A 21,356-nucleotide genomic window follows, 5' to 3' on the forward strand; every position below is an offset into this window, starting at 1 on the left:
AAATTAAGGAGAAAATATGCAAATTAACAATTCCTTAAATAGCTTGAGTCAATATGTTAAAGTCAACTCAAACGAAGAAAATCAAAACTCTAAAAATCAAGAACAAAACACTTTAGCGCAAGATCCAGCTGTAGAGGTAAATATCAGCAAAGAAGCCAAAGAAAAATCAAATACTTCTAATCAAAACAATTCTCAAGCTTTAAACGCACAAAACAACACGCAACAAGATAGTAGCAGCAATAGTGAAGATAAACTTACAGAATTAACACAGAAGCTTGCAGAAATTCAAGCAAAAATTGTTGAACTAACTGCAAAAATGTCTAAAGCTAATGAGGATCAAATCAAAAGTATTGAAAGTCAAATAGCAACATTAAATGCCCAAGCTTCAACTATTCAAGCTCAAATTCAAGAACTCCAAAGTCAACAAGCTTGATTATATTTTTTCAAAAGTTTAAGAATGCTATAATGATGTATTTTTAAACTTTTTCAAGGAAAAATATGACTTATCTAGAAATCGAAGGCACAAATCATCTAAGCGGAAATGTTACAATAAGCGGAGCAAAAAATGCTGCCCTACCCTTGATCGTTTCAAGTATACTTGCTAAAAATGAAGTAAAAATCAACAATGTTCCTAATGTTGCTGATATAAAAACTCTTATATCTTTGCTAGAAAATTTAGGAGCTAAAGTCAATTTTCAAAACAATAGTGCTTTATTAAACACAAACACTCTTAATCAAACCATAGCTAAATATGACATTGTGCGTAAAATGCGTGCTTCCATACTTACTCTAGGACCTTTACTTGCTCGTTTTGGGCATTGTGAAGTATCTTTGCCTGGTGGATGTGCCATAGGACAAAGACCTATTGATTTACATCTTTTAGCCTTGGAAAAAATGGGGGCAAATATACAAATTAAACAAGGCTATGTCGTAGCTAGTGGAAATTTAAAAGGCAATGAAATTCTTTTTGATAAAATCACGGTTACAGGTAGCGAAAACATCATCATGGCAGCAGCTTTAGCTAAAGGTAAAACCAAGCTCTTAAATGTTGCAAAAGAGCCCGAAGTAGTTCAACTTTGCGAAGTTTTAAAAGACGCAGGACTTGAAATCAAAGGCGTAGGTACAGATGAACTTGAAATTTATGGTAGCGATGGAGAACTTTTAGAATTTAAAGAATTTAGCGTTATACCTGATAGAATTGAAGCAGGAACTTATCTTTGTGCAGGGGCTATTACAAATTCTAAAATTACTTTAGATAAAGTTAATGCCACTCATCTTAGTGCAGTTTTAGCAAAACTTCATCAAATGGGTTTTGAAACTTTGATTGCAGAAGATAGTATCACCCTACTTCCTGCTAAAGAAATTAAACCTGTAGAAATCATGACAAGTGAATATCCAGGCTTTCCAACCGATATGCAAGCGCAGTTTATGGCATTAGCCTTAAAAGCTAATGGAACTAGTATTATCGATGAAAGACTATTTGAAAATCGTTTCATGCATGTAAGTGAACTTTTAAGAATGGGTGCGGATATTAAACTCAACGGTCATATTGCTACTATAGTAGGCGGAAAAGAACTTAACGCTGCTGATGTCATGGCTACAGATTTGCGTGCTTCTTCAGCCCTTATCTTAGCAGCTCTTGCAGCTAAAGGCACAAGCAAAGTCCATAGAATTTATCATCTTGATAGGGGTTATGAAAATTTAGAAGAAAAATTTAAAGGCTTAGGGGCTAAAATCACAAGGCTTGAAGAATGAAAAATATCTTTGAAACCTTAAAAGACTTAGAAGATCAAATTTCATGCTTAGATGAAAGTGAACTTATTAGCCTTGAAAAAGCAAAAGATAGAATTTTAGCTAAAGATTTATACGCTAGAAAAAATCTACCCAGTTTTGACAATGCTGCTCTTGATGGCTATGCTTTTAATTATACTGATATCAATGAAGCTTTGGAGATTAAAGGGACTATTTTTGCAGGAGATAAAAATTTTTATACAGTTGCTAAAAATGAATGCTATAAAATCATGACAGGGGCTAAAATGCCCAAAAATGCTGATACTATCTTAATGTTAGAAGATGAGTATATAGAAGAAAATAAACTCATCATTAAAAAAGCTCCCAAACAATACAATGCCTATCGCTATAAAGGCGAAGAATTAAAAAAAGGTGAAATTTTACTTCAAAAAGGCACCAAACTTAATGATAAACATATCGCCCTGCTTGCTTCTCAAGGGCTTTATAAAATAGAAGTCATAAGAAAAATTCGCATAGGTATTTTTTCAAGTGGAAATGAACTTAAAGAACCTTGGCAAGAGTGTGATGAAGAAAGTATTTATAATGCCAATGCTTTGCCTTTACTAACCATGCTTCAAAATGCTTCTTATTTGGGCATCATCAAAGATGATTTTAAAAGCACTAAAGAGGCTTTAGAAAATACAAATTTTGATCTTTTAATCACTTCAGGGGGTGCAAGCGTTGGCGAGGCTGATTTTATGGAAAAAGCTTTAGATGAATTAGGCTTTACTTCGCTTTTTAAAGGACTAAAAGCACGCCCTGCAAGACCTACTAAGCTTTATAGAAAGGGTGAGAATTTCGTATTGATTTTACCAGGAAATCCTATGGCGGCCTATCTTTCTTGTTTTATTTTTGCTAAAAAAATTATTGCTTTACTAAGTGGAAACCTAGAAAATCCTTTAAAATTTCATGCTACAATGGGTATGGATTTAAAGCTTAAAAATGGAAGAAATAATCTCATTTTAGGAAATTTAGAAAAAGATATTTTTACACCATTTAATGAAAACAAATTTGGATCTGGTATGATACTTCCACTTATTAAAAGTGAGTTTTTACTTATAAGCGAAGAAAATACAAGTGAATTAAAAAAAGGTGATAAAATCACGCTTTTAAAAATATAATGTTTGTGTTTTTCACAAACATTAGCTTAATTTATCCTCATCATCATGATCATGGATATATTGTTCATCATTTTCCAAGGTATCAACAAAACGCCCTATCCTTTCCCAGCGAACATTTTTATCTTTATCCCAAGAGAAATATACAAACCAAGGTTTACCTACTATCAACCTATAAGGAACAGAACCCCAAAAACGACTATCATAAGAATAATCGCGATTATCACCCATCATGAAATACTCATTTTCAGGTACATCAAAAACATAAGCATTTCCGCCGCTAAAACCTATATGATTTCCAAGTTCTTTAATATAAGTTGGAGACATGGCAAAATCACCTATGCTAAGAAAGCGTAAAATATCGCTTTCTATATCTTTTTTTGGATCATAATGAATACCTTTTTGTTTATAAGGTTCTTTTACATAAATTTGCCCTCCAAGAGTAACAAGATCATTCGGATAATGTTCTCTCATGAAATCATCACCCTCATGCATTCTTACATAAAGTGTTTTATTTGCATAAACTATCCTATCTCCTCCTGTGCCTACACAACGCTTTACAAAGTGTTCTTTTTCATTTCTAGGATTTCTAAAAACAACTATATCTCCTCTTTGTGGCCCTTGTGCTTTTATCAAATGCCCATCTTTATTAAAATCAGGCAAAACAGGAATTTCCAACCAAGGAATATGAGGAGTTGGGATACCATAGCTAAATTTTTTAACAAATAAAAAATCCCCTACCAATAAGGTATTTTTCATAGAACCAGAAGGAATAACAAAAGCTTGTATAAAGAAAAAAATCACCAAAAGAACAATAACTACAGTTCCAGTCCAAGACTGTGAAAATTTATATAATTTCTTTAAAATTTCCATAGATTTTCCCTAATTAAGTCTATTTTTAGCAGATTTAACTGTGTTTTCTAAAAGCATGGCTATAGTCATAGGACCTACTCCACCTGGAACAGGAGTTATATAACTAGATTTTTTAGATACCTCTTCAAAATCCACGTCTCCTACTATCTTTCCATTTTCAAGACGATTGATTCCAACATCAACAACAATCACTCCTTCTTTTACCATATCCGATCGAAGTAAATTCACACAACCTGCTGCTACTATAATCAAATCAGCTTGCCTAGTATAAAGGCTCAAATCTTTGGTTTTAATATGACAAACGCTTACTGTAGCTCCAGCGTTTAAAAGCATAGTAGCCATAGGACGACCTACTATATTTGAAGCACCTATAATAACAGCGTCTTTTCCTTCTAAATCAATTTCATAAGCCTTCAAAAGCTTCATAACTCCAAGTGGAGTACAAGGCAAAAACCCACTTTCTAAGCCTAAATTTAAATATCCTACATTAATAGGATGAAAGCCATCAACATCTTTACTACTTATAATGCTTTCAAGTATTAAATCTTTACAAATATGATCAGGTAAGGGAAGCTGAACCAAAATTCCATGAACACTATCATCGTGATTTAAGGTATTAATCAATGCCAAAAGTTCATTTTGTGTAGTATTTTCATTAAGATGATAAACTAAAGATTTAATTCCACATTCTTCACAGGCTTTAGCCTTAGATTTTACATAAGTTTGACTTGCAGGATTATCTCCAACCAAGATAACAGCTAAACAGCTTTCAATCCCTTTGCTTTTTAAAAATTGATTTTTTTCTTTTAATTCTTCTTTGATTTTTGCGCTTAAAGCTTTACCATCAAGCAAAGTCATTATTTTCCTTCTATAAATTTAATCACTTTTTTAAAGTAAAAATTGTATCATATTAAAACTTCATTAACAAGGTGAAACTTTGAAAATTGTTTTAATGTTTTTTTTATTTAGTATCAGTCTTTTTGGTGCTGATTTTATCACTCTTAAAGAATACTCTAAAATGCTTTATGAAAATCCAAGGGGCATTAGTTGTAAAGAATGTCATGGAGCAGATGGAAGCGAACAAATTTTAGGATATTATATGAAAAATGGTATTAAAACAGCTTATAAAGTTCCAAGTATACAAAATCTTAGTTTTGAGAATTTTAAAAATTCTCTTAATCAGAGTAAAGACGCAAAATCAATCATGCCAAATTACTCTTTAACAAATGATGAAATTGTAACTTTATATAATTACATCAAGCAATTTAGTAAGGAAGAAAAATGACAAACAAAAAAGCTTTTAAAGAAGCGTGTAAATTCATCGCAGGTGGTGTAAATTCTCCAGTTCGTGCTTTTGCAAATGTTCAAAGTGAGCCAAAATTTATTTCTCATGGAAAAGGTGCTTATATTTTCGATATAGATGGAAATTCTTATATAGACTATGTTCAAAGCTGGGGGCCTTTGCTTTTTGGACATTGCGATAAAGATATACAAAAAGCTTGTCAAAAAGCACTTCATAAAGGTTCAAGTTTTGGAGCTCCAACTTTATTAGAAACTGAACTTGCCAAGCTTGTTTTATCTGATTTTCCTCATTTAGAAAAGATCCGCTTTGTAAGCAGTGGAACAGAAGCAACCATGAGTGCTATTCGTCTTGCCCGTGGTTTTACTAAAAAAGATAAAATTTTAAAATTTGAAGGATGTTATCACGGGCATTCTGATTCATTATTAGTGAGCGCAGGAAGTGGTGCTGCTACTTTTAACTCTCCTAGTTCTTTGGGTGTTTTAGAAGATGTAGCTAAACACACTTTAGTAGCTAAATATAATGATATAAATAGCGTTAAAGAGCTTTTTGAAAAAAATAAAGATATTGCATGTGTTATCATTGAGCCTATTGCTGGAAATATGGGGTTAGTTCCAGCTAAACAAGATTTTTTAGAAGAACTTGCTAAGATCTGTAAAAACAATCAAACTCTGCTGATTTTTGATGAAGTAATGAGTGGATATAGAGCATCTTACCTTGGTTCCTATGGAATCAATCATATCCAAGCAGATATAATTACTTTTGGTAAGGTAATAGGAGGCGGTCTACCTGCAGCAGCATTTGCTTCTAGAGCTGAAATTATGGATATTTTAAGTCCTTTGGGTGGAGTTTATCAAGCAGGAACTTTAAGTGGAAACCCTTTGGCAATGGCTGCAGGCATAGCAAGTCTTACAAAAGCCAAAAAGAAAACCAAACTTTATGACAAGCTTGGAAAATTAGCAAAAAAACTTACCCAAGGAATGAAAAAATTAGCAGATGAAAAAGGACTTCCGCTGCAAGTTTGTCATGTAGGTTCTATGTTTGGATACTTTTTCACCAAAAATCCTGTATTAAATTACCAAGATGCATTAAAATCTGATCTAGCATTATTTTCAAAATTTCACAAAAATATGCTTGAAAATGGAATTTATTTAGCACCTTCTCAATTTGAAACAGGCTTTATATGTTCAAAAATGGATGATAAAATTATAGATACAACATTAGAGGCTGTTAGGGAAAGCTTTAAAAGAATATGAGCAATATTTTAAAAGAAGAAAAAAATCACTTAGAAAATTCCAACAGCAAAAGACAAAAAATCATTCGCAAAACTCTTGAAGCTGCGGATGGTTTAAGTCTTGGTATCTCTATGGTTGTTGCTGTATTTATAGGTGTGGGAATAGGATATTTGCTTAAAAAATTTACTCCTTATCCTTGGCTTTTTTGGCTTGGAGTTTTTTGGGGGATCAGTGCTGCTATACTTAATGTTTATAAAGCTTATAAAGTTCAAGTAAAAAGCTATGAAGAATTTAAAGAAAGAGATGAGTTGATCAAAGAAAAAATTCAAAAAGAAAAGAACAAATAATGGAACATAAAAAAGCTCTATTTTGTATTTTTGCCATTATTCATTTATTTTTTTGGATCATATTTTCATCGTTAAATCATTTTAAATTAGATACATTTTTAAGCTATGAAATAGCTTTTTTTAGTGTTTTATTGATTATTTTTGCTTCTTATTTAAATTATAAAAAAGTCATTATAAAAAAATCAAAAAATTATGAAAAAGATTTTAATTTCATTTCGTCACTTTTTATCAAAAAAAAACAAAATTTATCAAAAATTATTCATTTTAAAGTTCTAAAAGACGATTTAAAGCCAAATGTTAAAGAGAAAATCCATTTTTTTGCTATGTTTTTTACTCTCTTTAAATTGATGGCTTATGTGATATTGGTTGCTGGATTTTTATTTTTACATCGCCAAGATAAATTAGATATCTTTGCTTATATTTGTGGAATTTCATCCTTGCTAGTTTGTGTGTTTATTTTTATTTTATATATAAAAAAGTATGAGTCCAAAAAAAATTATTAAATCAATGACAGCACTTTTTGCTGGTATGGCATTTTTATTTGCAGGTAATGCCTTGATAGTAAGCTCTATAGGTGTTATATTAAAAGAAAACGGAGAAAGTTCTTTAGCTGTTGGAGTAGTAAGTTCTTGTTTTTTTGTAGGCGCTCTTGTTGGAACTATCAGTGCTCATAAAATTATTTCTCGTATAGGTCATATACGCTCTTTTGGGCTATTTGGTGCTATTTTTGGAATTTCAGCTATGCTTCATACAGTAAGCGAAAATCTTATTTTTTGGGCTATTTTAAGATTTTTCATAGGAATTTGCTACTATGGACTTTTAATGGTCATAGAATCATGGCTTAATGAAAAAAGCAAAAATGCCATTCGATCTAGAATTTTAGGTTTTTATGAAATTGTTTTTTATCTTGCGTTTGGTATTGGAGTTTTAATCATAGCGTTAAATTTGAGCAAACATAGTGTATTTATTCTCAGTGCAACTTTAATTTTACTTTCATCTTTACCTTTAAATCTAATTAAAATCAAAGAACCTGTTTTACCCGCATCAAGTCCTATTTCTATACCTAAAATTTTTGATATAGCTCCTTTAGCTATCGTCACAAGCTTTATAGCCGGAATGCTTATAAATGGCTTTTTTTCTATGGCATCTTTATTTATACTTTTGCAAGGTTTTGATACAAAAGCGGTTTCTTATTTTATATTTTGTGGGGTTTTAGGTGGTTTTATTGCACAAACCATCATAGGAACTATTTCAGACAAACTTGGTCGCAAATTTGCCATTATCACTTGCGCAAGCATAGGATTTATCACTATGCTTATATTTATCTTTTTTAAACTTCACTTGTATATGCAATATTTTTTAGGAATTACTCTTGGTATAGGAATATTTTGTTTATATGCTTTAGCACTTGCTAGAGCAAATGATGTTTTAGTAAGCAAAAATAAAGGCGTAGAGTTAGGTCGTGGTGTTCTTTTTTGCTATTCTTTGGGTTCTTTGTTTGGCCCTTTAATTTTAGGTTTTTTAATGCAATATTTTGAAATCAAAGGTTTTATATGGTTTTATATAATTTCTTTAGCATTTTTAATTCTTTTTGCTATCAATAAACCAAATATTTTAAATAAAAAATTTAAGAAAAAGCCTGGAAATATGGTGATATTTGATGATTAATACTCAACTAGCAAGTCAAATTGCCAATACGCAAAAAAATGATTTAAAAGTAGATAACTCTGCTTCAAAAGATAAAACAAATTTAAAAGACAATCCAAAAGAAGCACTTGCACAAGCTTTAAAGCAAAATTTAGGTTTAAGCAAGGACGCTAGTAGTGAGGAAATACTAGCAAAATTTGTTCAAAATGAAACAGGTACCAAATTAAAAGAACTTGTTAATAAACTTTTAGATCAAATCAATGCTCAAAAAAATCCCGATTCCCCTGTACTTAAACAAGGAAAAAATTTAAATTTAGCTCCTAATTTTGCTAATGAATTAAAAACTTTAAGTACAGAACTTGCAAAAAGCGATACTTTTACACAAGTTTTAGATAGATTAAATCAAATTTTAAAACCTGCCAGTGAAATAAAAAACAATAACTTAGCTCCTTTGTTTAAAAATTCAGGCGTATTTTTAGAAGCTAAATTAAAAGATGCCCTAAACGAAGAATTACTACCCAAAAGTTTTCACTCTCTTTTAAGTACAATCAAAGGTCTTAGTAGCGAAAAAATAAGCGTTCAGATAGCCCGGCTTGCAAATACAAATTTAAGCCCAAAAGACACTTTAAAAGAATTAAAAAATATTATTAATTCTAGCAAAAATGAAAATAAGCAAATTTTAAATCAAAGTTCTTTTAAAGCACTTTTAAATTTAAGTTCTAAATTGGAAAATTTTAAAAATTATATAAGTAAAAATCCCAGTCATGCTCAAGAAAAAATCACCCCTATAGCTAATAAAATTTTAAAAGAATTAAATTCCATCAAAAATGATTTTTTCAAAGCTCTTAATAAGCCAGAAAATTTAATGATAAAAGATCCAAACATCCTTAAGCAAACTGCTGCCGCCTTTGAAAAACTTGAAAATACTTTAAAAAATATACTAGGCAATCAAACTTCTAAAATACAAGATAAAGAAAATATTTTAGAAAATCTTTTAAGTAACAAAGAAAATATGAAAGAAGAAAAACTTAATCATAACACAAAAAACCAAGATGAAGAAAAACATATAAAAGCATCAAAAGAAGAAACTCTCACAGATGATACTAAAACCGATATTAAGCAAGATTCAAAAAACGAAGAAAATTCGCATGCAAAAGAAACTGATATAAAAGAAGATGAAAATTTAGATTCTGATATAAAAACTCACGAAGAAGATACTCAAGATACAAAAAATGATATTCAAAATAATGAAACAGAAAATAAGCCAGATAATGATATAAAAAATTCTACTCCAAACCAAGAAAAAATCAAAGATGAAAAACAAGAAAAATCAAAAGAAAATATCAAAGAAAATCCAAAATTTTATGAAACAAAAACAGAAAACAAAACTTCAGTCAATACAAATACTAACACTTCAAATCCTAACACAAACAATACGCAAAATTTAAATAATTCTCAAAATATTCAATCTAACAATAACCAAACTATGCAAAATATTTTTAAAAATCAGGAATTTATAAAACAAAATATTATAAAAAATTTAGCATTTAATGTAGAAAATTTAGATCTAGAACAAGTGCAAGATTTAAGTAAAAATTTAAGCAATCTTTCTCGTAGACTTAATGAAAGCTTGAAAGAACTTGAACCCTATACTCAAAATGCCAAGCTTAATCAAGCAGAACTTAAAAATCTCGAACACAAACTCAATCTTTCTACCAAAGATCTAGCGCAAATTAAACCAAAAACAGAACAAGATATAGCTGAATCTTTACATCATGATGTAAAATCAACACTTTTGCAAATTTCAAATTTAGCTAAAAATGAAGGCAATGAAGCTGTATATAATCAAGCTAATCGTCTTTTAGCGCAAATTGAAATCAATCAGCTTATGTCTTTAGCTAATGATTCTATCAATACTTATCTGCCTTTTTCTTGGGATGATTTAAATGATTCTAAAATTATGTTTAGACGCGGAAAAAAGGATAAATTTTTTGCTCAGATTAAACTCGAATTTGCAAAACTTGGGGATTTGGAAATTCTTATTTCTTTAAATAATGAAAAATATATAGATATTAATATTATGGCAGAAAATATTGAATTTAGAAAAACCATCTATGAAAATGCCCATGAGCTTAAAAGAAATATCAATAAAGCAGGACTTTTAAGTGCAAATTTCTTTGTAGGTGATATCATAAGAAGTAAATTTGATACTAGAAGTATGAAAAATTTAGATCTTGAAATGGGTATGGATAAAAAAGTATGAGCAAAATCAAAAGATCAATTAAAAAAGCTGTAGCTCTAGGCTATCAAAAAGAAAAAAACTCTGCCCCAAAAGTGCTTGCAAGTGGCAAAGGTGAAAGTGCTGCTAAAATTATTTCTTTAGCCAAGGAACACGGAGTTCCCATTAAAGAAGATGAAGATTTAATAGAAATTTTAAGCAAACTTGACTTAGGTGATGAAATTCCACCTAATATGTATAAAGCTGTGGCTGAAGTTTTTGCCTTTATCTATCAAATGGCAAATAAAACTCCTAAAAACTAATCCGCTATTTTTTCTCCAAATTTAATACCCTGCCCTGCTTTTAAATTAAAATTTAAAATCCCTTTTTGAGAGATTAAAACTATAGTAGAACCCAGTTCAAAATTTCCTAGTTCTTCGCCTTTTTTGAAATTTAAATTTTCATATTTTCTAGTAAAATTATGAGAAATTTTAGCATTGGTTTGTATGCTTGTATCAAAATTAAAACGCATTTTTCCTACATTTTGCGCTCCTACAAAAACAAGCCAAAAAATACCTTTTTCATTTTGACATTTTAAACTCACTCTTTCATTTTTTACATACAAATTACTAATGCGTTCTAAATGCTTTTCATTTACACTATAAAGGGCACCACTTGTGTAAGTTGCACTCAAAATTTGCATATCACAAGGGCTGTGATAACGATGATAATCTTTTGGAGAAAGATAGATATTGACATAATCAAGCCCATTTTTAAGCTCATCTTTTTCAAAGCTATCTTTTAAAAGCTCCTCAACGCTATAAGTATGCCCTTTTATAGAAAAAGCAAAATGTTCTTCATTTGCCAAAAAAGTACTTCCACACTCTAAAATTTTACCATCACTTGGACTGATAAAACCTTCTTCAAGTTTCCTTGGAATGTGCAAAGTTCTTGTAAAAAGAGCATTTAAACTCTCGTATTCACAAGGAGCTTTAAATTCACTCATATCGATATTAAAATACTTAACATAATTTTCATTAATAACTTTTTGTATCATTTTAGGAAATTTAATCCCCGCTACAAAACCAAAAAGCCTCGAACTTTCTTTTGAAAAACTCATTTTTTTCCTTTTAAATTTAAAATCACTATTTCACTCGGAGCAAAAACTCTAAGACTTGGCCCCCAAAATCCTGCGCCACTACTCACATAAAGCTTAGTTTTTTCTCCTAAATTATAAAGCCCATGAACAAAACCTTGCTGAAGTTTAACTAAAAACATAAAAGGAAAAATTTGCCCTCCATGCGTATGCCCACTTAAAACAAGGTCAAAATCACTTAAATCATAAAGCAAAGCTGTTTTAGGTTGATGTGTGAGTAAAATACTAGCTTTACTTGTATTTAAATCCACTTTTATTCTTGCTAAATCAGGAGCATATAAACCCTTATCAAGTCCGGCTAAATCTCCAAGCCCAGCAATATTTATAAAACCTAAATCTAAATTTTGATTGACTAAAATTTTCATATTAGTATGTTTTCTAAGTAAATCCAAAACTTCATTGATACCATGATAATACTCATGATTTCCCAAGGCATAAAAAGTTCCATAAGTGGAATTAAAATCATTAAGTTTTGAGATGTAATTTTTTAAATCTTTAGGATTAGTATCAATCAGATCTCCTACTATTACAACCATATCAGGACTTTGCAAATTCACTTTAGTGATGAGCTTATCTAAAAAATTTTCATGCAAATTTTTACCCAAATGTATATCAGTAAGCATGGCAATTTTTAAATCTTGTTTAAGATTTGGTATTTCAACATCAACACTCTTTACTTCAGGTATTTTTAGAGCATTATTTATACTTATATAAATTAAAAACACACTTAAAACTATAAGAGAAAGCTCAAAAATCAAACGCAAAATAAGATTATATTTTTTATCTCTTTTACCCATAAGAGCTAAAATCAATTTAATAAAATCCCAAGCTAAAGTCATAAAAAACAAACAATAAGTCGGCGCATAAAGCATGGCTAAAATTTCATACCAAGTATCACTTAAATATTCATCTCTACGAAATATTAAAAACACAGCTTGAGCTAAAAAAAGCACAATAAAAATAAAGGCGAAAATTTTATAAAAATACTTAAAAAGAGTAATTTTCTTGATTAATCTTTTATAAATATAAACATTTGCTAAGCCAAAAATCAATAATACAATGAAAGAAAAAATTAAAAATATCATAAAAGTATTATAACCAAGTAAAATTAAATATCCGTATAAATTTTTCTGTTATAATAAGCTTTTAAATAATTTTAAAGGCTATAAAATGTACCGTTTTGCACCTTCTCCCACAGGTGATATGCACATAGGAAATTTACGCGCAGCAATTTTTAATTATATCTGTGCAAGACAAAAAAATATGGATTTTATCTTACGTATTGAAGATACTGATAAGGCTAGAAATATAGCAGGAAAAGAAGAAGAAATCAAAGAAATTTTAAATCTTTTTGGTATTTCATGGCAGCATTACTATATACAAAGTGAAAATTTAAAATTCCATCGCCAAATGGCTTTAAAACTTGTAAGCGAAAAAAAAGCTTTTGCTTGTTTTTGCACCGAAGAAGAACTTGAAGCAAAAAAAGAGCTAGCTAAAAAACAAGGTAAAGCTTATCGCTACGATGGCACTTGTGAAAAACTAGCCGATATTGATGTTTTAGAATGTGAAAAACCCTTTGTTATCCGTCTTAAAAAACCTACTCATACTATGAAATTTACTGATTTTATCAAAGGCGAGCTTAGTTTTGAGCCTGAAAACATAGACTCTTTTGTGATTATGAGAACAGATAAAACTCCAACTTATAATTTTGCTTGTACGGTTGATGATATGCTTGAAAATGTCACTTGTATTATACGCGGAGAAGATCATGTTTCAAACACTCCAAAACAAGAACATATCCGCGCAAGCTTAGGTTATAATAAAGCTATGACTTATGCACACTTGCCTATCATTTTAAACGAAGAAGGTGTTAAAATGAGTAAAAGAGAAGCACATTCTTCTGTAAAATGGCTACTTGAAAGTGGAATTTTACCTAGCGCAATCGCAAATTATCTGATCATGCTAGGCAATAAAACTCCTTGTGAAATTTTTACCTTAGAAGAGGCTATAAAATGGTTTGATATTTCTAAAGTTTCAAAAGCTCCCGCAAGATTTGATCTTAAAAAACTCTTGCAAATCAATCGTGAACATATCAAAATGATCAAAGATGATGAGCTTAATAAAATTTTAGATTTAAACAAAGATCTTGCACAACTTGCTAAATTTTACACTCAAGAAGCAAGCACCATAAAAGAACTTAAAGAAAAAATGCAAGCTATTTTTAGCACAAAAGACTTTGGAGAGTTTGAAACAGAATGTAAAATTTTAAAAGAACTCTTAAAAGATATTGAACTTTTTGAAAACTATGAAGATTTTAAAAATGAACTTTTAAGCAAAAGCGACTTAAAAGGTAAAAAATTTTTCATGCCTTTAAGGATAATTTTAACAGGAAATATCCACGGACCTGAGCTTAGTGATCTTTATCCTTATATTAAAAATTTTATTCACGAATTAGCAAGGATTTAATTATGGTTATAGACTCTTTTATTATTTCTATTTTTCAAGTACTACAAATTGTCATTAACATTTATACTTGGATTATTATCATCACAGCACTTTTAAGCTGGGTAAACCCTGATCCTTATAATCCCATAGTGCAAATTTTATATAAATTAAGTTATCCTGCTTACGCCTTAGTTAGAAAAATTCCAACACGCATTGGTAATATTGATCTTGCACCTTTGATTATAGTCTTAGCATTGCAGTTTCTTGGCATTTTTCTTGGGAATATCTTAAGGAGTATATTGTGATAAAAAAAATACTCGTTTTTTTATTTATTTTTTCAAGTTTAAATGCTACACAATATAGTATAGAAAAACTCAAAAAGGAAGAAAATTCGCTTGCTAAGGATTATTATATTTATAGGCTTTTAGAAAAAAATAAAATCAGTAAAAAAGATGCACAGGATTTAAATTCTCATATTTTTCGCTATATAGGAAAAATTAAATCCGAACTTGAAAAAATCATCCCTTTAAAGCCTTATATCAACCCAAAATATGCTAAATGCTATACCTATACAGCAAATACTATCTTAGATGCAAATTTAACTTGTCAAAGTGTGCGCTTAAATTCATTAGTTTTTATAGCGAGTTTAAATTCCAAAGACCGAACTATTTTAGCTCAAACCTTTAAAAATCAAAGACCTGATTTGACAAATTTATTGCTAGCTTTTAATACTTCTGATCCTATGAGCTATATAGTACAAAAAGAAGATATTAATGGTTTTTTTAAACTTTATAATTATTCTAAAAAATACGACTTAGATTTAAATACAAGTTTAGTCAATAAACTACCAAACCACATTGGTTTTAAAGATTTTGCACAAAATATTATTATTAAAAAAGAAAATCCAAAATTTAGACATTCTATGCTAGAAATAAATCCTGAAAATGTAAGTGAAGATTCTGCTTTCTATTTGGGAGTCAATGCCTTAACTTATGATAAAACAGAGCTTGCTTATGACTTTTTTAAAAAGGCGGCACAAAGTTTTAAATCGCAAAGCAATAAAGACAATGCTATATTTTGGATGTGGTTGATTAAAAACAATGAAGAAGATTTAAAAACTTTATCACAAAGTTCTTCTTTAAATATTTATAGTCTTTACGCAAAAGAACTTACCAACACACCTTTTCCAAAGATAGAAAGCCTTAATCCAAGCAAGAAAAAAAATAATTTTAATATGCAAGATCCTTTTGCTTGGCAAAAAATAAACAAACAAATTCGCGATGCTAACGCAAGTCAACTAGATGTCTTGGCAAAAGAATTTGATACACAAGAAACCTTGCCTATTTACGCTTACATATTAGAACGCAAAAATAATTTTAAAAAACATTATTTTATAATGCCTTATTATGACAATATAAAAGACTATAACAAAACAAGACAAGCTTTAATTTTGGCTATTGCCAGACAAGAAAGTCGTTTTATTCCAACTGCTATTTCAGTTTCTTATGCTTTAGGCATGATGCAATTTATGCCATTTTTAGCCAATCACATAGGGGAAAAAGAATTAAAAATTCCAAATTTCGATCAAGATTTTATGTTTAAACCTGAAATAGCATATTACTTTGGAAACTATCATCTAAATTACCTTGAATCGCGTTTAAAATCTCCACTTTTTGTCGCTTATGCTTATAATGGCGGTATAGGATTTACTAACCGTATGCTTGCAAGAAATGATATGTTTAAGACAGGCAAATTTGAACCTTTCTTGTCTATGGAGCTAGTTCCTTATCAAGAAAGCCGAATTTACGGAAAAAAAGTTCTAGCTAATTATATTGTGTATCGACATCTTCTGAACGATAGTATAAAGATTTCGGATATTTTTGAAAATTTAATTCAAAACAAGGCAAATGATCTAAACAAATCTTAGCTACAAGCCTAGTCTCTTCCTTGACACTAGGAAGAGATACTTTAAAATAATCAGTATAGTTGTTTTGTATTATATATTTTAAATACTCATCATCCAATTTTTCAATATTGGCTTTTTTATTATTGATAAAAACTTCTAAATTTTGAATTTTTAATGTATTTGGAGTAAAAGACAAGGCCAATACATCATCTTTACTTGTCTTATCTAGAATTGGGTTTAAATAAGACATGGTTATAATGGCATTAATCTTATCTTGTGTGATTTTGTATTTTTGAGTAAACATTAAAGTTTGAGATTTTAAATTTGTATCCACAATCGCCTGATCTTTTAAAGAACAAGCTCCAAGCAAAAAAGCACCTAAAATTACACTATAAATTTTCATTCTTTTTCCATATTTTTTAGTATTATTGTAGCCTTTTAACCCTATTTTTTGGTTTAAAAAGATATAATTTTACAAAAAAATTAAGAGTATATTTTATGAAACAACTTATCATGGCTTTTAGCGGCCCGTCAAATTCAGGTAAAACTACACTTATTACCAAAATAGCTGATAATTTTTTGCAACAAAATTTAAAAGTTTTAATCATTAAACACGATCCTGCTGATAAAGCTCAATTTGATTTTAACGGTAAAGATAGTTTTAAATTTTTCCAAAGCGGAGCTGAAGTCATGGTTTTAAGCCCTACAAGAACAACTTTTTTTTCTCATGAAAATAGAGATATTTTAAAAGCTTTAAAATTAGCACCCAATTTTGACATTTGTTTGGTTGAAGGATTAAAAACTCTTGATTTACCACGCATTAGCGTATTTTGTAAAGAAATTGATGAAAGTTATTTTACTTTTTCAAACGCTATTGCAAGCTATGAAAAAATTTCTCACCCTTATCTTACTTGGCTTGATTTAAACGATATACAAGCTATTTGTCGATACATACTTAAAAATGCTAAAAATTTACAAGGAGAATTATAAAATGCAAGAAGTGATTTCTTATATACAAAAAGCGGTTTTAGAAATTTCTAACGCTTTAAAATTTCCCGATACAGGCTACAGTCAAAATCAAAATTTTACAGGCGATACCCAACTCAAATTTGATGTTTTAAGCGATGAAATCATCACAAAAACTCTAAGTCAATGTTCAAGCATTAAAGCCATCATAAGTGAAGAAAAAGACGAAATTTTAACGCTTAATGAAAAAGCAAATTTTATCGTAGCTTATGATCCTTTAGATGGTTCTAGCTTAATGGATGTTAATTTTGCCATAGGTTCTATTTTTGCCATCTATGAAGAAAAAGCAAGTGCTAAAAATTTAAGAGCTGCACTTTATAGTATGTATGGAACGCGCTTAGAACTTGTGATTTGCAAAGATCAGCCAAAACTTTATCGCTTAAATGCAAATAATGAATTTATTTTTATAAAAGATCTTAAAATGAATGAAAAAGGCAAGATTAATGCTACAGGCGGAACGCAAAAATTTTGGGAAGAAAAACACGCTAAATTTATCAAAAGTCTTTTTGATGAAGGCTATCGCTTAAGATATTCTGGAGCCATGGTAAGCGATATCAATCAAATTTTATTAAAAGGGGGTGGCATTTTTAGCTATCCTGCAACACAAGATGCGCCTAATGGCAAACTTCGTGCCTTTTTTGAAGTCTTTCCTCTAGCCTTTATCATAGAAAAAGCAGGCGGAAAAACTACAAATGGAAAAAACCACTCCTTACTTGAACTTGAATTTGATAAAATCCATGCGACAACTCCTTGTTTTTTTGGCTCAGAATATGAAATTTCAAAACTTTTAAAGGCTTACAATGAATGAAGCTAGAGATGAATTTGAGCAAGATATGGATAAAAAAAAAGAAATTTTACTTTCATGTCAAAACTCAAAAAACCTAAACTCTTGTTATAATTGCGATGAAATTTTTAACTGCCAAACTAGAAAAAATTATGTTGATGCAGTCTATAACAGTATGTCTAAGGGTAAAACCGAAGGCGGATTTGACTTTTAAAGGAAAAAAATGCGTTATATTACAACACCAATTTATTATGTAAATGATGTGCCTCATTTAGGTCATGCTTATACTACCATCATAGCCGATACTTTAGCAAGATTTTATCGTTTGCAAGGACATGAAACAAGATTTCTAACAGGAACAGATGAGCATGGACAAAAAATCGAAGAAGCTGCCAAACTAAGAAATTCCACTCCTCAAGAATATGCTGATAAAATCAGTTTTGAATTTAAAAAATTATGGGATGAATTTGAAATCACCTATGATATTTACGCAAGAACAACTGATACAAGGCATATTGAATTTGTTAAAGCTATGTTTTTAAAAATGTGGCAAAAAGGCGATATTTATAAAGATGAATACGAAGGACACTATTGTATTTCTTGCGAAAGCTTTTTTACTCAAAGTCAGCTTATCAATGATTGTTCTTGTCCAGATTGTGGCAAAAACACTACGATTTTAAAAGAAGAAAGCTATTTTTTTAAACTTTCAAAATACCAAGATAAAATTTTACAATGGTATGAAGAAAAAGATCCCATCCTACCAAAAAACAAAAAAAACGAACTTATAAATTTTGTCCAAAGCGGCCTTAAAGATCTTTCCATTACAAGAACAAGTTTTGATTGGGGGATTAAACTGCCTCAAGAAATTAATGATGATAAACATATTATTTATGTATGGCTTGACGCACTTTTTATCTATATAAGCTCTCTTGATTTTCAAAGCAAGGGAGAAAATGCTAAATTTTGGCCTGCGCATGTGCATTTAGTAGGAAAAGATATTTTGCGTTTTCATGCCATTTATTGGCCAGCTTTTTTAATGAGCGTGGATTTACCTTTACCTAAATTTATAGGTGCACATGGCTGGTGGACTAAAGAAGGCGAAAAAATGAGCAAATCTAAAGGCAATGTTGTAAAACCTAAAGAAGTAGTTGATGCCTACGGAAGCGAAGCTTTTAGATATTTCTTGCTTAGAGAAGTACCTTTTGGTAATGATGGGGATTTTAGCGAAAATATGCTGATAAATCGTATCAATGCTGAACTAAGCAATGAATTTGGGAATTTACTTAATCGCATTATAGGTATGAGTACAAAATATTCTCAAGGAAATATTTCAAAAGAAGGTGTTTTAAAATTTTACAATGCTGAATTAAATCAAGCAAAAGAACACTTAAATTTAGCAGTAGAATTTTTAGAAAACTTACAGTGTAATCGTTATTTAGAAGAACTTTTTAAAGCCTTAAGCGTAGCAAATTTAGCTATTAGCAAATACGAACCTTGGAATTTAATCAAAGAAAACAAACACGAACAAGCTAACGCTTTAGTTGCACTTTGTGCAAATATTTTAGCCAAAACAAGCCTTTTATTAAGCCCTACTCTACCAAAGTCCTGTGAAAAAGTGGCTTTAGCTTTAAATTTTGAAATTTCATCTACAAATTACGCAAAAATGATACTTGATAATGAACTTTTAGATTTTAAAGCAAATCCTTGCGAAGCTTTATTTCCAAAAGTAGAAAAAGCTCTTTTAAAACAAGAAATTAAAGAAGAACCTAAAAAAGAAGAAAGTCCTAAAATAAAAATCGATGATTTTGCAAAAATTGAAATCAAAGTCGCTAAGGTGCTTGATTGTCAAAATATAGAAGGGAGTGAAAAACTTTTGAAATTTCAACTCGAACTTGACGATAAAGAAATCCGTCAAGTACTCTCAGGCATAGCAAAACACTATAAAGCCAGTGATTTAATCGGTAAACAAGTTTGCATTATAAGCAATCTTAAAAAAGCTAAAATTTTTGGACATGAAAGCGATGGTATGATACTTTCTGCAAAAAGCGGAGATAAACTTGTTTTAATCACCCCTGAACAACTTGTGCAAAACGGTTCTTTAGTAGGCTAAAATATGCAAATTAGCAATTTAGGTGAACTTTTAAACGCGACACTCATTCATGAAGGTAGCGTTTTAAGCGTGGAAGGTTTTGCCATAAATTTAAACGAACTTAAAGCAGGCTTTGCCTTCTTTAATAACGATAAAAAAGAAATTACCCAAGCTGTAAAAAAAGGCGCTTATGCTATAATTGCAGAAAATGACATTACTATTGAAGATAAAGACATTTTTTACTTTAGAGTAGAAAATCTAGAACAAGCTCTTGTAAGATTTTTACGCTTTTTTTGTGAAGATAAAGAATGTGAATTTTTACTTTTTAAATCTTACGAACTAAGTCTTTGCAAGGCTTTTTATTTTAACATTTTAAAAGGAAATATTTTTGCTGATTTTGAAAAACTAATCAAAGCAAAAAAGGGTGAAATTTTTTGCTACTGTGAAGAAAATTACTTAAATAAACTTTGCGCCTATTCTCATAGTCTAAAAGATGCTAATTTTACCTTATTATCGCGATCTAGCTTCTTTTTTACAACTTTGATTTGTGAAAATTTATATTTTAAAAATCTTAATTTGCCTTTTTTTTACGCAAATAGTTTTGCAAAAATTATTTCTTTTTTAAAAGAAAAAAGTCAAAAAATAATATTTGATTTTAATAAGATTGATGATTTTAAAATTTATTTTATTGATGATAAATTTGAAATCACTCCTTTTGGTTCAAGCTCTCAAGCGTTTATTGTAAGTAATAACCAAAATACCTTTGAATTCTGGAAAGAAAAATTTAAAAACATAAAAGACTTTAAAATTGCTTCTAAAAATTCTTTATTTTGTGATTTTTCCTATAATCAGCTTTCAGATTTAAGAAAATTAAAAAATTTTAAATATTGTTTAATTCTTGAAAATTATGATATTTTTGAACAAGAATTTGAAAACAAAGAAAATCAAACCCCAAGCTTATTTTAAATTCACTCCTTCATTTTCAAGCAAAAATCTTTTTATTTCAAGCCCTCCATTATATCCTCCTATGCCATTACTTGCAATAACTCTATGACAAGGTATAAAAATAGGAATTTGATTTTTAGAATTTGTATTTCCGACAGCTCTAAAAGCTTTTGGATGATTAATTTTTTCTGCTATATCTTTATAAGTAGCTATTTTGCCATAAGGAATTTTCATTAAAGCCCTATAAACCTTTGATTCAAAATCTGTACCTTGTATCAAAACAGGAATGCTAAATTTTCTAAGCTTATGAGTAAAATATAAATCAAGTTCATATTTTGCTAAGTCAAGCAAACTACAATTTTTTTCTGATCTTTTATTATCACAAAAATCGACTCTAGTTAAAAATTTTCCATCACTATGTAAAGATAGGTAACATAAAGGCATTTTATAATAAACTTTAAACATTTTTTATCCTT

The 21,356-nt window shown here is 29.7% G+C and carries 24 protein-coding genes; 18 read left to right on the forward strand and 6 right to left on the reverse strand.

What is annotated here, in order from left to right; genetic code table 11:
• The first annotated feature begins 16 nt into the window (after window positions 1–16).
• From fspA1 to ELQ10_RS06135, 3 genes are all read left to right on the forward strand, one after another.
• On the forward strand, window positions 17–433 hold the full coding sequence (gene fspA1, locus ELQ10_RS06125) for a flagellum-secreted nonflagellar protein FspA1 (protein ID WP_134250335.1): 417 nt from the start codon (window positions 17–19) through the stop codon (window positions 431–433).
• 65 nt (window positions 434–498) lie between these two features.
• A complete protein-coding gene (gene murA, locus ELQ10_RS06130) occupies window positions 499–1,755 on the forward strand; it encodes a UDP-N-acetylglucosamine 1-carboxyvinyltransferase (protein ID WP_134250336.1) in 1,257 nt (418 codons plus the stop codon).
• Complete coding sequence (locus ELQ10_RS06135) at window positions 1,752–2,912, forward strand: molybdopterin molybdotransferase MoeA (RefSeq protein WP_134250337.1); 1,161 nt, start codon at window positions 1,752–1,754, stop codon at window positions 2,910–2,912. The genes murA and ELQ10_RS06135 overlap by 4 nt, the downstream gene beginning before the upstream one ends.
• 21 nt (window positions 2,913–2,933) lie before the next feature.
• Here the strand turns inward: ELQ10_RS06135 and lepB are convergent, their stop codons facing one another.
• Both lepB and folD read right to left on the reverse strand, forming a co-directional pair.
• Window positions 2,934–3,782 (reverse strand): signal peptidase I, encoded by an 849-nt coding sequence (gene lepB / locus ELQ10_RS06140; RefSeq protein WP_058000630.1) that lies wholly within the window; start codon window positions 3,780–3,782, stop codon window positions 2,934–2,936.
• A 9-nt stretch (window positions 3,783–3,791) separates the two neighbouring features.
• A complete protein-coding gene (folD, locus tag ELQ10_RS06145; protein ID WP_134250338.1) occupies window positions 3,792–4,640 on the reverse strand; it encodes a bifunctional methylenetetrahydrofolate dehydrogenase/methenyltetrahydrofolate cyclohydrolase FolD in 849 nt (282 codons plus the stop codon).
• Between the two features lie 79 nt (window positions 4,641–4,719).
• Here folD and ELQ10_RS06150 point away from each other — a divergent pair, with 79 nt between their 5' ends.
• From ELQ10_RS06150 to ELQ10_RS06180, 7 genes are read left to right on the forward strand one after another with little or no spacing between them, the layout of a single operon-like run.
• Entirely contained in the window at window positions 4,720–5,067 is a 348-nt protein-coding gene (locus ELQ10_RS06150) for a c-type cytochrome (protein WP_002852485.1), read from the forward strand.
• Window positions 5,064–6,338 (forward strand): glutamate-1-semialdehyde 2,1-aminomutase, encoded by a 1,275-nt coding sequence (hemL, locus tag ELQ10_RS06155; RefSeq protein WP_134250339.1) that lies wholly within the window; start codon window positions 5,064–5,066, stop codon window positions 6,336–6,338. The genes ELQ10_RS06150 and hemL overlap by 4 nt, the downstream gene beginning before the upstream one ends.
• On the forward strand, window positions 6,335–6,664 hold the full coding sequence (locus ELQ10_RS06160; RefSeq protein WP_002852414.1) for an AtpZ/AtpI family protein: 330 nt from the start codon (window positions 6,335–6,337) through the stop codon (window positions 6,662–6,664). The genes hemL and ELQ10_RS06160 overlap by 4 nt, the downstream gene beginning before the upstream one ends.
• Entirely contained in the window at window positions 6,664–7,167 is a 504-nt protein-coding gene (locus tag ELQ10_RS06165) for a membrane protein (protein ID WP_002860510.1), read from the forward strand. Before ELQ10_RS06160 ends, ELQ10_RS06165 begins: the two co-directional genes overlap by 1 nt.
• Window positions 7,145–8,332 carry an MFS transporter gene (locus ELQ10_RS06170; RefSeq protein ID WP_134250340.1) on the forward strand — a complete coding sequence of 396 codons (1,188 nt, stop codon included), beginning with the start codon at window positions 7,145–7,147 and terminating at the stop codon, window positions 8,330–8,332. Before ELQ10_RS06165 ends, ELQ10_RS06170 begins: the two co-directional genes overlap by 23 nt.
• The gene (locus ELQ10_RS06175; RefSeq protein ID WP_134250341.1) at window positions 8,325–10,574 is read left to right on the forward strand and encodes a flagellar hook-length control protein FliK; all 2,250 of its coding nucleotides are present in this window, start codon (window positions 8,325–8,327) and stop codon (window positions 10,572–10,574) included. The genes ELQ10_RS06170 and ELQ10_RS06175 overlap by 8 nt, the downstream gene beginning before the upstream one ends.
• The gene (locus ELQ10_RS06180) at window positions 10,571–10,852 is read left to right on the forward strand and encodes a FlhB-like flagellar biosynthesis protein (RefSeq protein ID WP_002852641.1); all 282 of its coding nucleotides are present in this window, start codon (window positions 10,571–10,573) and stop codon (window positions 10,850–10,852) included. Before ELQ10_RS06175 ends, ELQ10_RS06180 begins: the two co-directional genes overlap by 4 nt.
• Here the strand turns inward: ELQ10_RS06180 and ELQ10_RS06185 are convergent.
• Both ELQ10_RS06185 and ELQ10_RS06190 read right to left on the reverse strand, forming a co-directional pair.
• Window positions 10,849–11,649, reverse strand: a complete 801-nt coding sequence (locus tag ELQ10_RS06185) for a phosphatidylserine decarboxylase (protein ID WP_002881554.1) — start codon at window positions 11,647–11,649, stop codon at window positions 10,849–10,851. The two genes, ELQ10_RS06180 and ELQ10_RS06185, sit on opposite strands and share 4 nt — an antisense overlap.
• Window positions 11,646–12,770 carry a metallophosphoesterase gene (locus ELQ10_RS06190; RefSeq protein WP_134250342.1) on the reverse strand — a complete coding sequence of 375 codons (1,125 nt, stop codon included), beginning with the start codon at window positions 12,768–12,770 and terminating at the stop codon, window positions 11,646–11,648. Before ELQ10_RS06190 ends, ELQ10_RS06185 begins: the two co-directional genes overlap by 4 nt.
• 85 nt (window positions 12,771–12,855) lie before the next feature.
• Between ELQ10_RS06190 and gltX the strand changes: the two genes are divergently transcribed.
• Genes gltX through ELQ10_RS06205 form a run of 3 tightly spaced genes read left to right on the forward strand, consistent with a single transcriptional unit; the run spans window position 12,856 to window position 16,057 of the window.
• Window positions 12,856–14,151, forward strand: a complete 1,296-nt coding sequence (gene gltX / locus ELQ10_RS06195) for a glutamate--tRNA ligase (protein WP_134250343.1) — start codon at window positions 12,856–12,858, stop codon at window positions 14,149–14,151.
• Between the two features lie 2 nt (window positions 14,152–14,153).
• A complete protein-coding gene (locus ELQ10_RS06200) occupies window positions 14,154–14,435 on the forward strand; it encodes a YggT family protein (protein ID WP_002852501.1) in 282 nt (93 codons plus the stop codon).
• Window positions 14,432–16,057, forward strand: coding sequence for a lytic transglycosylase domain-containing protein (locus ELQ10_RS06205; RefSeq protein WP_079005313.1), 1,626 nt, complete (start codon window positions 14,432–14,434; stop codon window positions 16,055–16,057). The genes ELQ10_RS06200 and ELQ10_RS06205 overlap by 4 nt, the downstream gene beginning before the upstream one ends.
• On the opposite strand, the gene ELQ10_RS06210 is transcribed toward ELQ10_RS06205, so the two are convergent.
• Complete coding sequence (locus ELQ10_RS06210; protein WP_002873511.1) at window positions 15,954–16,439, reverse strand: hypothetical protein; 486 nt, start codon at window positions 16,437–16,439, stop codon at window positions 15,954–15,956. The genes ELQ10_RS06205 and ELQ10_RS06210 overlap by 104 nt on opposite strands.
• A gap of 95 nt (window positions 16,440–16,534) precedes the next feature.
• Between ELQ10_RS06210 and mobB the strand changes: the two genes are divergently transcribed.
• Genes mobB through ELQ10_RS06235 form a run of 5 tightly spaced genes read left to right on the forward strand, consistent with a single transcriptional unit; the run spans window position 16,535 to window position 20,901 of the window.
• Window positions 16,535–17,026 carry a molybdopterin-guanine dinucleotide biosynthesis protein B gene (mobB, locus tag ELQ10_RS06215; RefSeq protein WP_002856787.1) on the forward strand — a complete coding sequence of 164 codons (492 nt, stop codon included), beginning with the start codon at window positions 16,535–16,537 and terminating at the stop codon, window positions 17,024–17,026.
• Between the two features lies 1 nt (window position 17,027).
• Window positions 17,028–17,870, forward strand: a complete 843-nt coding sequence (locus ELQ10_RS06220) for a class 1 fructose-bisphosphatase (RefSeq protein ID WP_134250344.1) — start codon at window positions 17,028–17,030, stop codon at window positions 17,868–17,870.
• Window positions 17,863–18,060: a hypothetical protein gene (locus ELQ10_RS06225; protein ID WP_002892523.1), complete on the forward strand. Its 198-nt coding sequence runs from the start codon at window positions 17,863–17,865 to the stop codon at window positions 18,058–18,060. The genes ELQ10_RS06220 and ELQ10_RS06225 overlap by 8 nt, the downstream gene beginning before the upstream one ends.
• 9 nt (window positions 18,061–18,069) lie before the next feature.
• Window positions 18,070–19,956 (forward strand): methionine--tRNA ligase, encoded by a 1,887-nt coding sequence (gene metG / locus ELQ10_RS06230; protein WP_133401848.1) that lies wholly within the window; start codon window positions 18,070–18,072, stop codon window positions 19,954–19,956.
• Between the two features lie 3 nt (window positions 19,957–19,959).
• A complete protein-coding gene (locus ELQ10_RS06235) occupies window positions 19,960–20,901 on the forward strand; it encodes a hypothetical protein (protein WP_133401847.1) in 942 nt (313 codons plus the stop codon).
• Here the strand turns inward: ELQ10_RS06235 and ELQ10_RS06240 are convergent.
• Window positions 20,893–21,345: a methylated-DNA--[protein]-cysteine S-methyltransferase gene (locus tag ELQ10_RS06240; protein WP_133401846.1), complete on the reverse strand. Its 453-nt coding sequence runs from the start codon at window positions 21,343–21,345 to the stop codon at window positions 20,893–20,895. The genes ELQ10_RS06235 and ELQ10_RS06240 overlap by 9 nt on opposite strands.
• Between the last annotated feature and the right edge of the window lie 11 nt (window positions 21,346–21,356).

Source organism: Campylobacter sp. US42a (assembly GCF_004379055.1).
Lineage (GTDB): Bacteria > Campylobacterota > Campylobacteria > Campylobacterales > Campylobacteraceae > Campylobacter_D > Campylobacter_D jejuni.

Excerpts from the sequence above, each read along its gene's own strand:
- fspA1 (WP_134250335.1), top strand. The coding sequence starts at position 17 with ATGCAAATTAACAATTCCTTAAATAGCTTGAGTCAATATGTTAAAGTC.
- ELQ10_RS06175 (WP_134250341.1), top strand. The coding sequence starts at position 8,325 with ATGATTAATACTCAACTAGCAAGTCAAATTGCCAATACGCAAAAAAAT.
- gltX (WP_134250343.1), top strand. The coding sequence starts at position 12,856 with ATGTACCGTTTTGCACCTTCTCCCACAGGTGATATGCACATAGGAAAT.
- mobB (WP_002856787.1), top strand. The coding sequence starts at position 16,535 with ATGAAACAACTTATCATGGCTTTTAGCGGCCCGTCAAATTCAGGTAAA.
- ELQ10_RS06135 (WP_134250337.1), top strand. The coding sequence starts at position 1,752 with ATGAAAAATATCTTTGAAACCTTAAAAGACTTAGAAGATCAAATTTCA.
- ELQ10_RS06160 (WP_002852414.1), top strand. The coding sequence starts at position 6,335 with ATGAGCAATATTTTAAAAGAAGAAAAAAATCACTTAGAAAATTCCAAC.
- ELQ10_RS06180 (WP_002852641.1), top strand. The coding sequence starts at position 10,571 with ATGAGCAAAATCAAAAGATCAATTAAAAAAGCTGTAGCTCTAGGCTAT.
- ELQ10_RS06220 (WP_134250344.1), top strand. The coding sequence starts at position 17,028 with ATGCAAGAAGTGATTTCTTATATACAAAAAGCGGTTTTAGAAATTTCT.
- ELQ10_RS06235 (WP_133401847.1), top strand. The coding sequence starts at position 19,960 with ATGCAAATTAGCAATTTAGGTGAACTTTTAAACGCGACACTCATTCAT.
- folD (WP_134250338.1), bottom strand. The coding sequence starts at position 4,640 with ATGACTTTGCTTGATGGTAAAGCTTTAAGCGCAAAAATCAAAGAAGAA.
- metG (WP_133401848.1), top strand. The coding sequence starts at position 18,070 with ATGCGTTATATTACAACACCAATTTATTATGTAAATGATGTGCCTCAT.
- ELQ10_RS06240 (WP_133401846.1), bottom strand. The coding sequence starts at position 21,345 with ATGTTTAAAGTTTATTATAAAATGCCTTTATGTTACCTATCTTTACAT.
- ELQ10_RS06200 (WP_002852501.1), top strand. The coding sequence starts at position 14,154 with ATGGTTATAGACTCTTTTATTATTTCTATTTTTCAAGTACTACAAATT.
- ELQ10_RS06225 (WP_002892523.1), top strand. The coding sequence starts at position 17,863 with ATGAATGAAGCTAGAGATGAATTTGAGCAAGATATGGATAAAAAAAAA.
- hemL (WP_134250339.1), top strand. The coding sequence starts at position 5,064 with ATGACAAACAAAAAAGCTTTTAAAGAAGCGTGTAAATTCATCGCAGGT.
- ELQ10_RS06165 (WP_002860510.1), top strand. The coding sequence starts at position 6,664 with ATGGAACATAAAAAAGCTCTATTTTGTATTTTTGCCATTATTCATTTA.
- ELQ10_RS06210 (WP_002873511.1), bottom strand. The coding sequence starts at position 16,439 with ATGAAAATTTATAGTGTAATTTTAGGTGCTTTTTTGCTTGGAGCTTGT.
- ELQ10_RS06170 (WP_134250340.1), top strand. The coding sequence starts at position 7,145 with ATGAGTCCAAAAAAAATTATTAAATCAATGACAGCACTTTTTGCTGGT.
- ELQ10_RS06190 (WP_134250342.1), bottom strand. The coding sequence starts at position 12,770 with ATGATATTTTTAATTTTTTCTTTCATTGTATTATTGATTTTTGGCTTA.
- ELQ10_RS06185 (WP_002881554.1), bottom strand. The coding sequence starts at position 11,649 with ATGAGTTTTTCAAAAGAAAGTTCGAGGCTTTTTGGTTTTGTAGCGGGG.
- murA (WP_134250336.1), top strand. The coding sequence starts at position 499 with ATGACTTATCTAGAAATCGAAGGCACAAATCATCTAAGCGGAAATGTT.
- lepB (WP_058000630.1), bottom strand. The coding sequence starts at position 3,782 with ATGGAAATTTTAAAGAAATTATATAAATTTTCACAGTCTTGGACTGGA.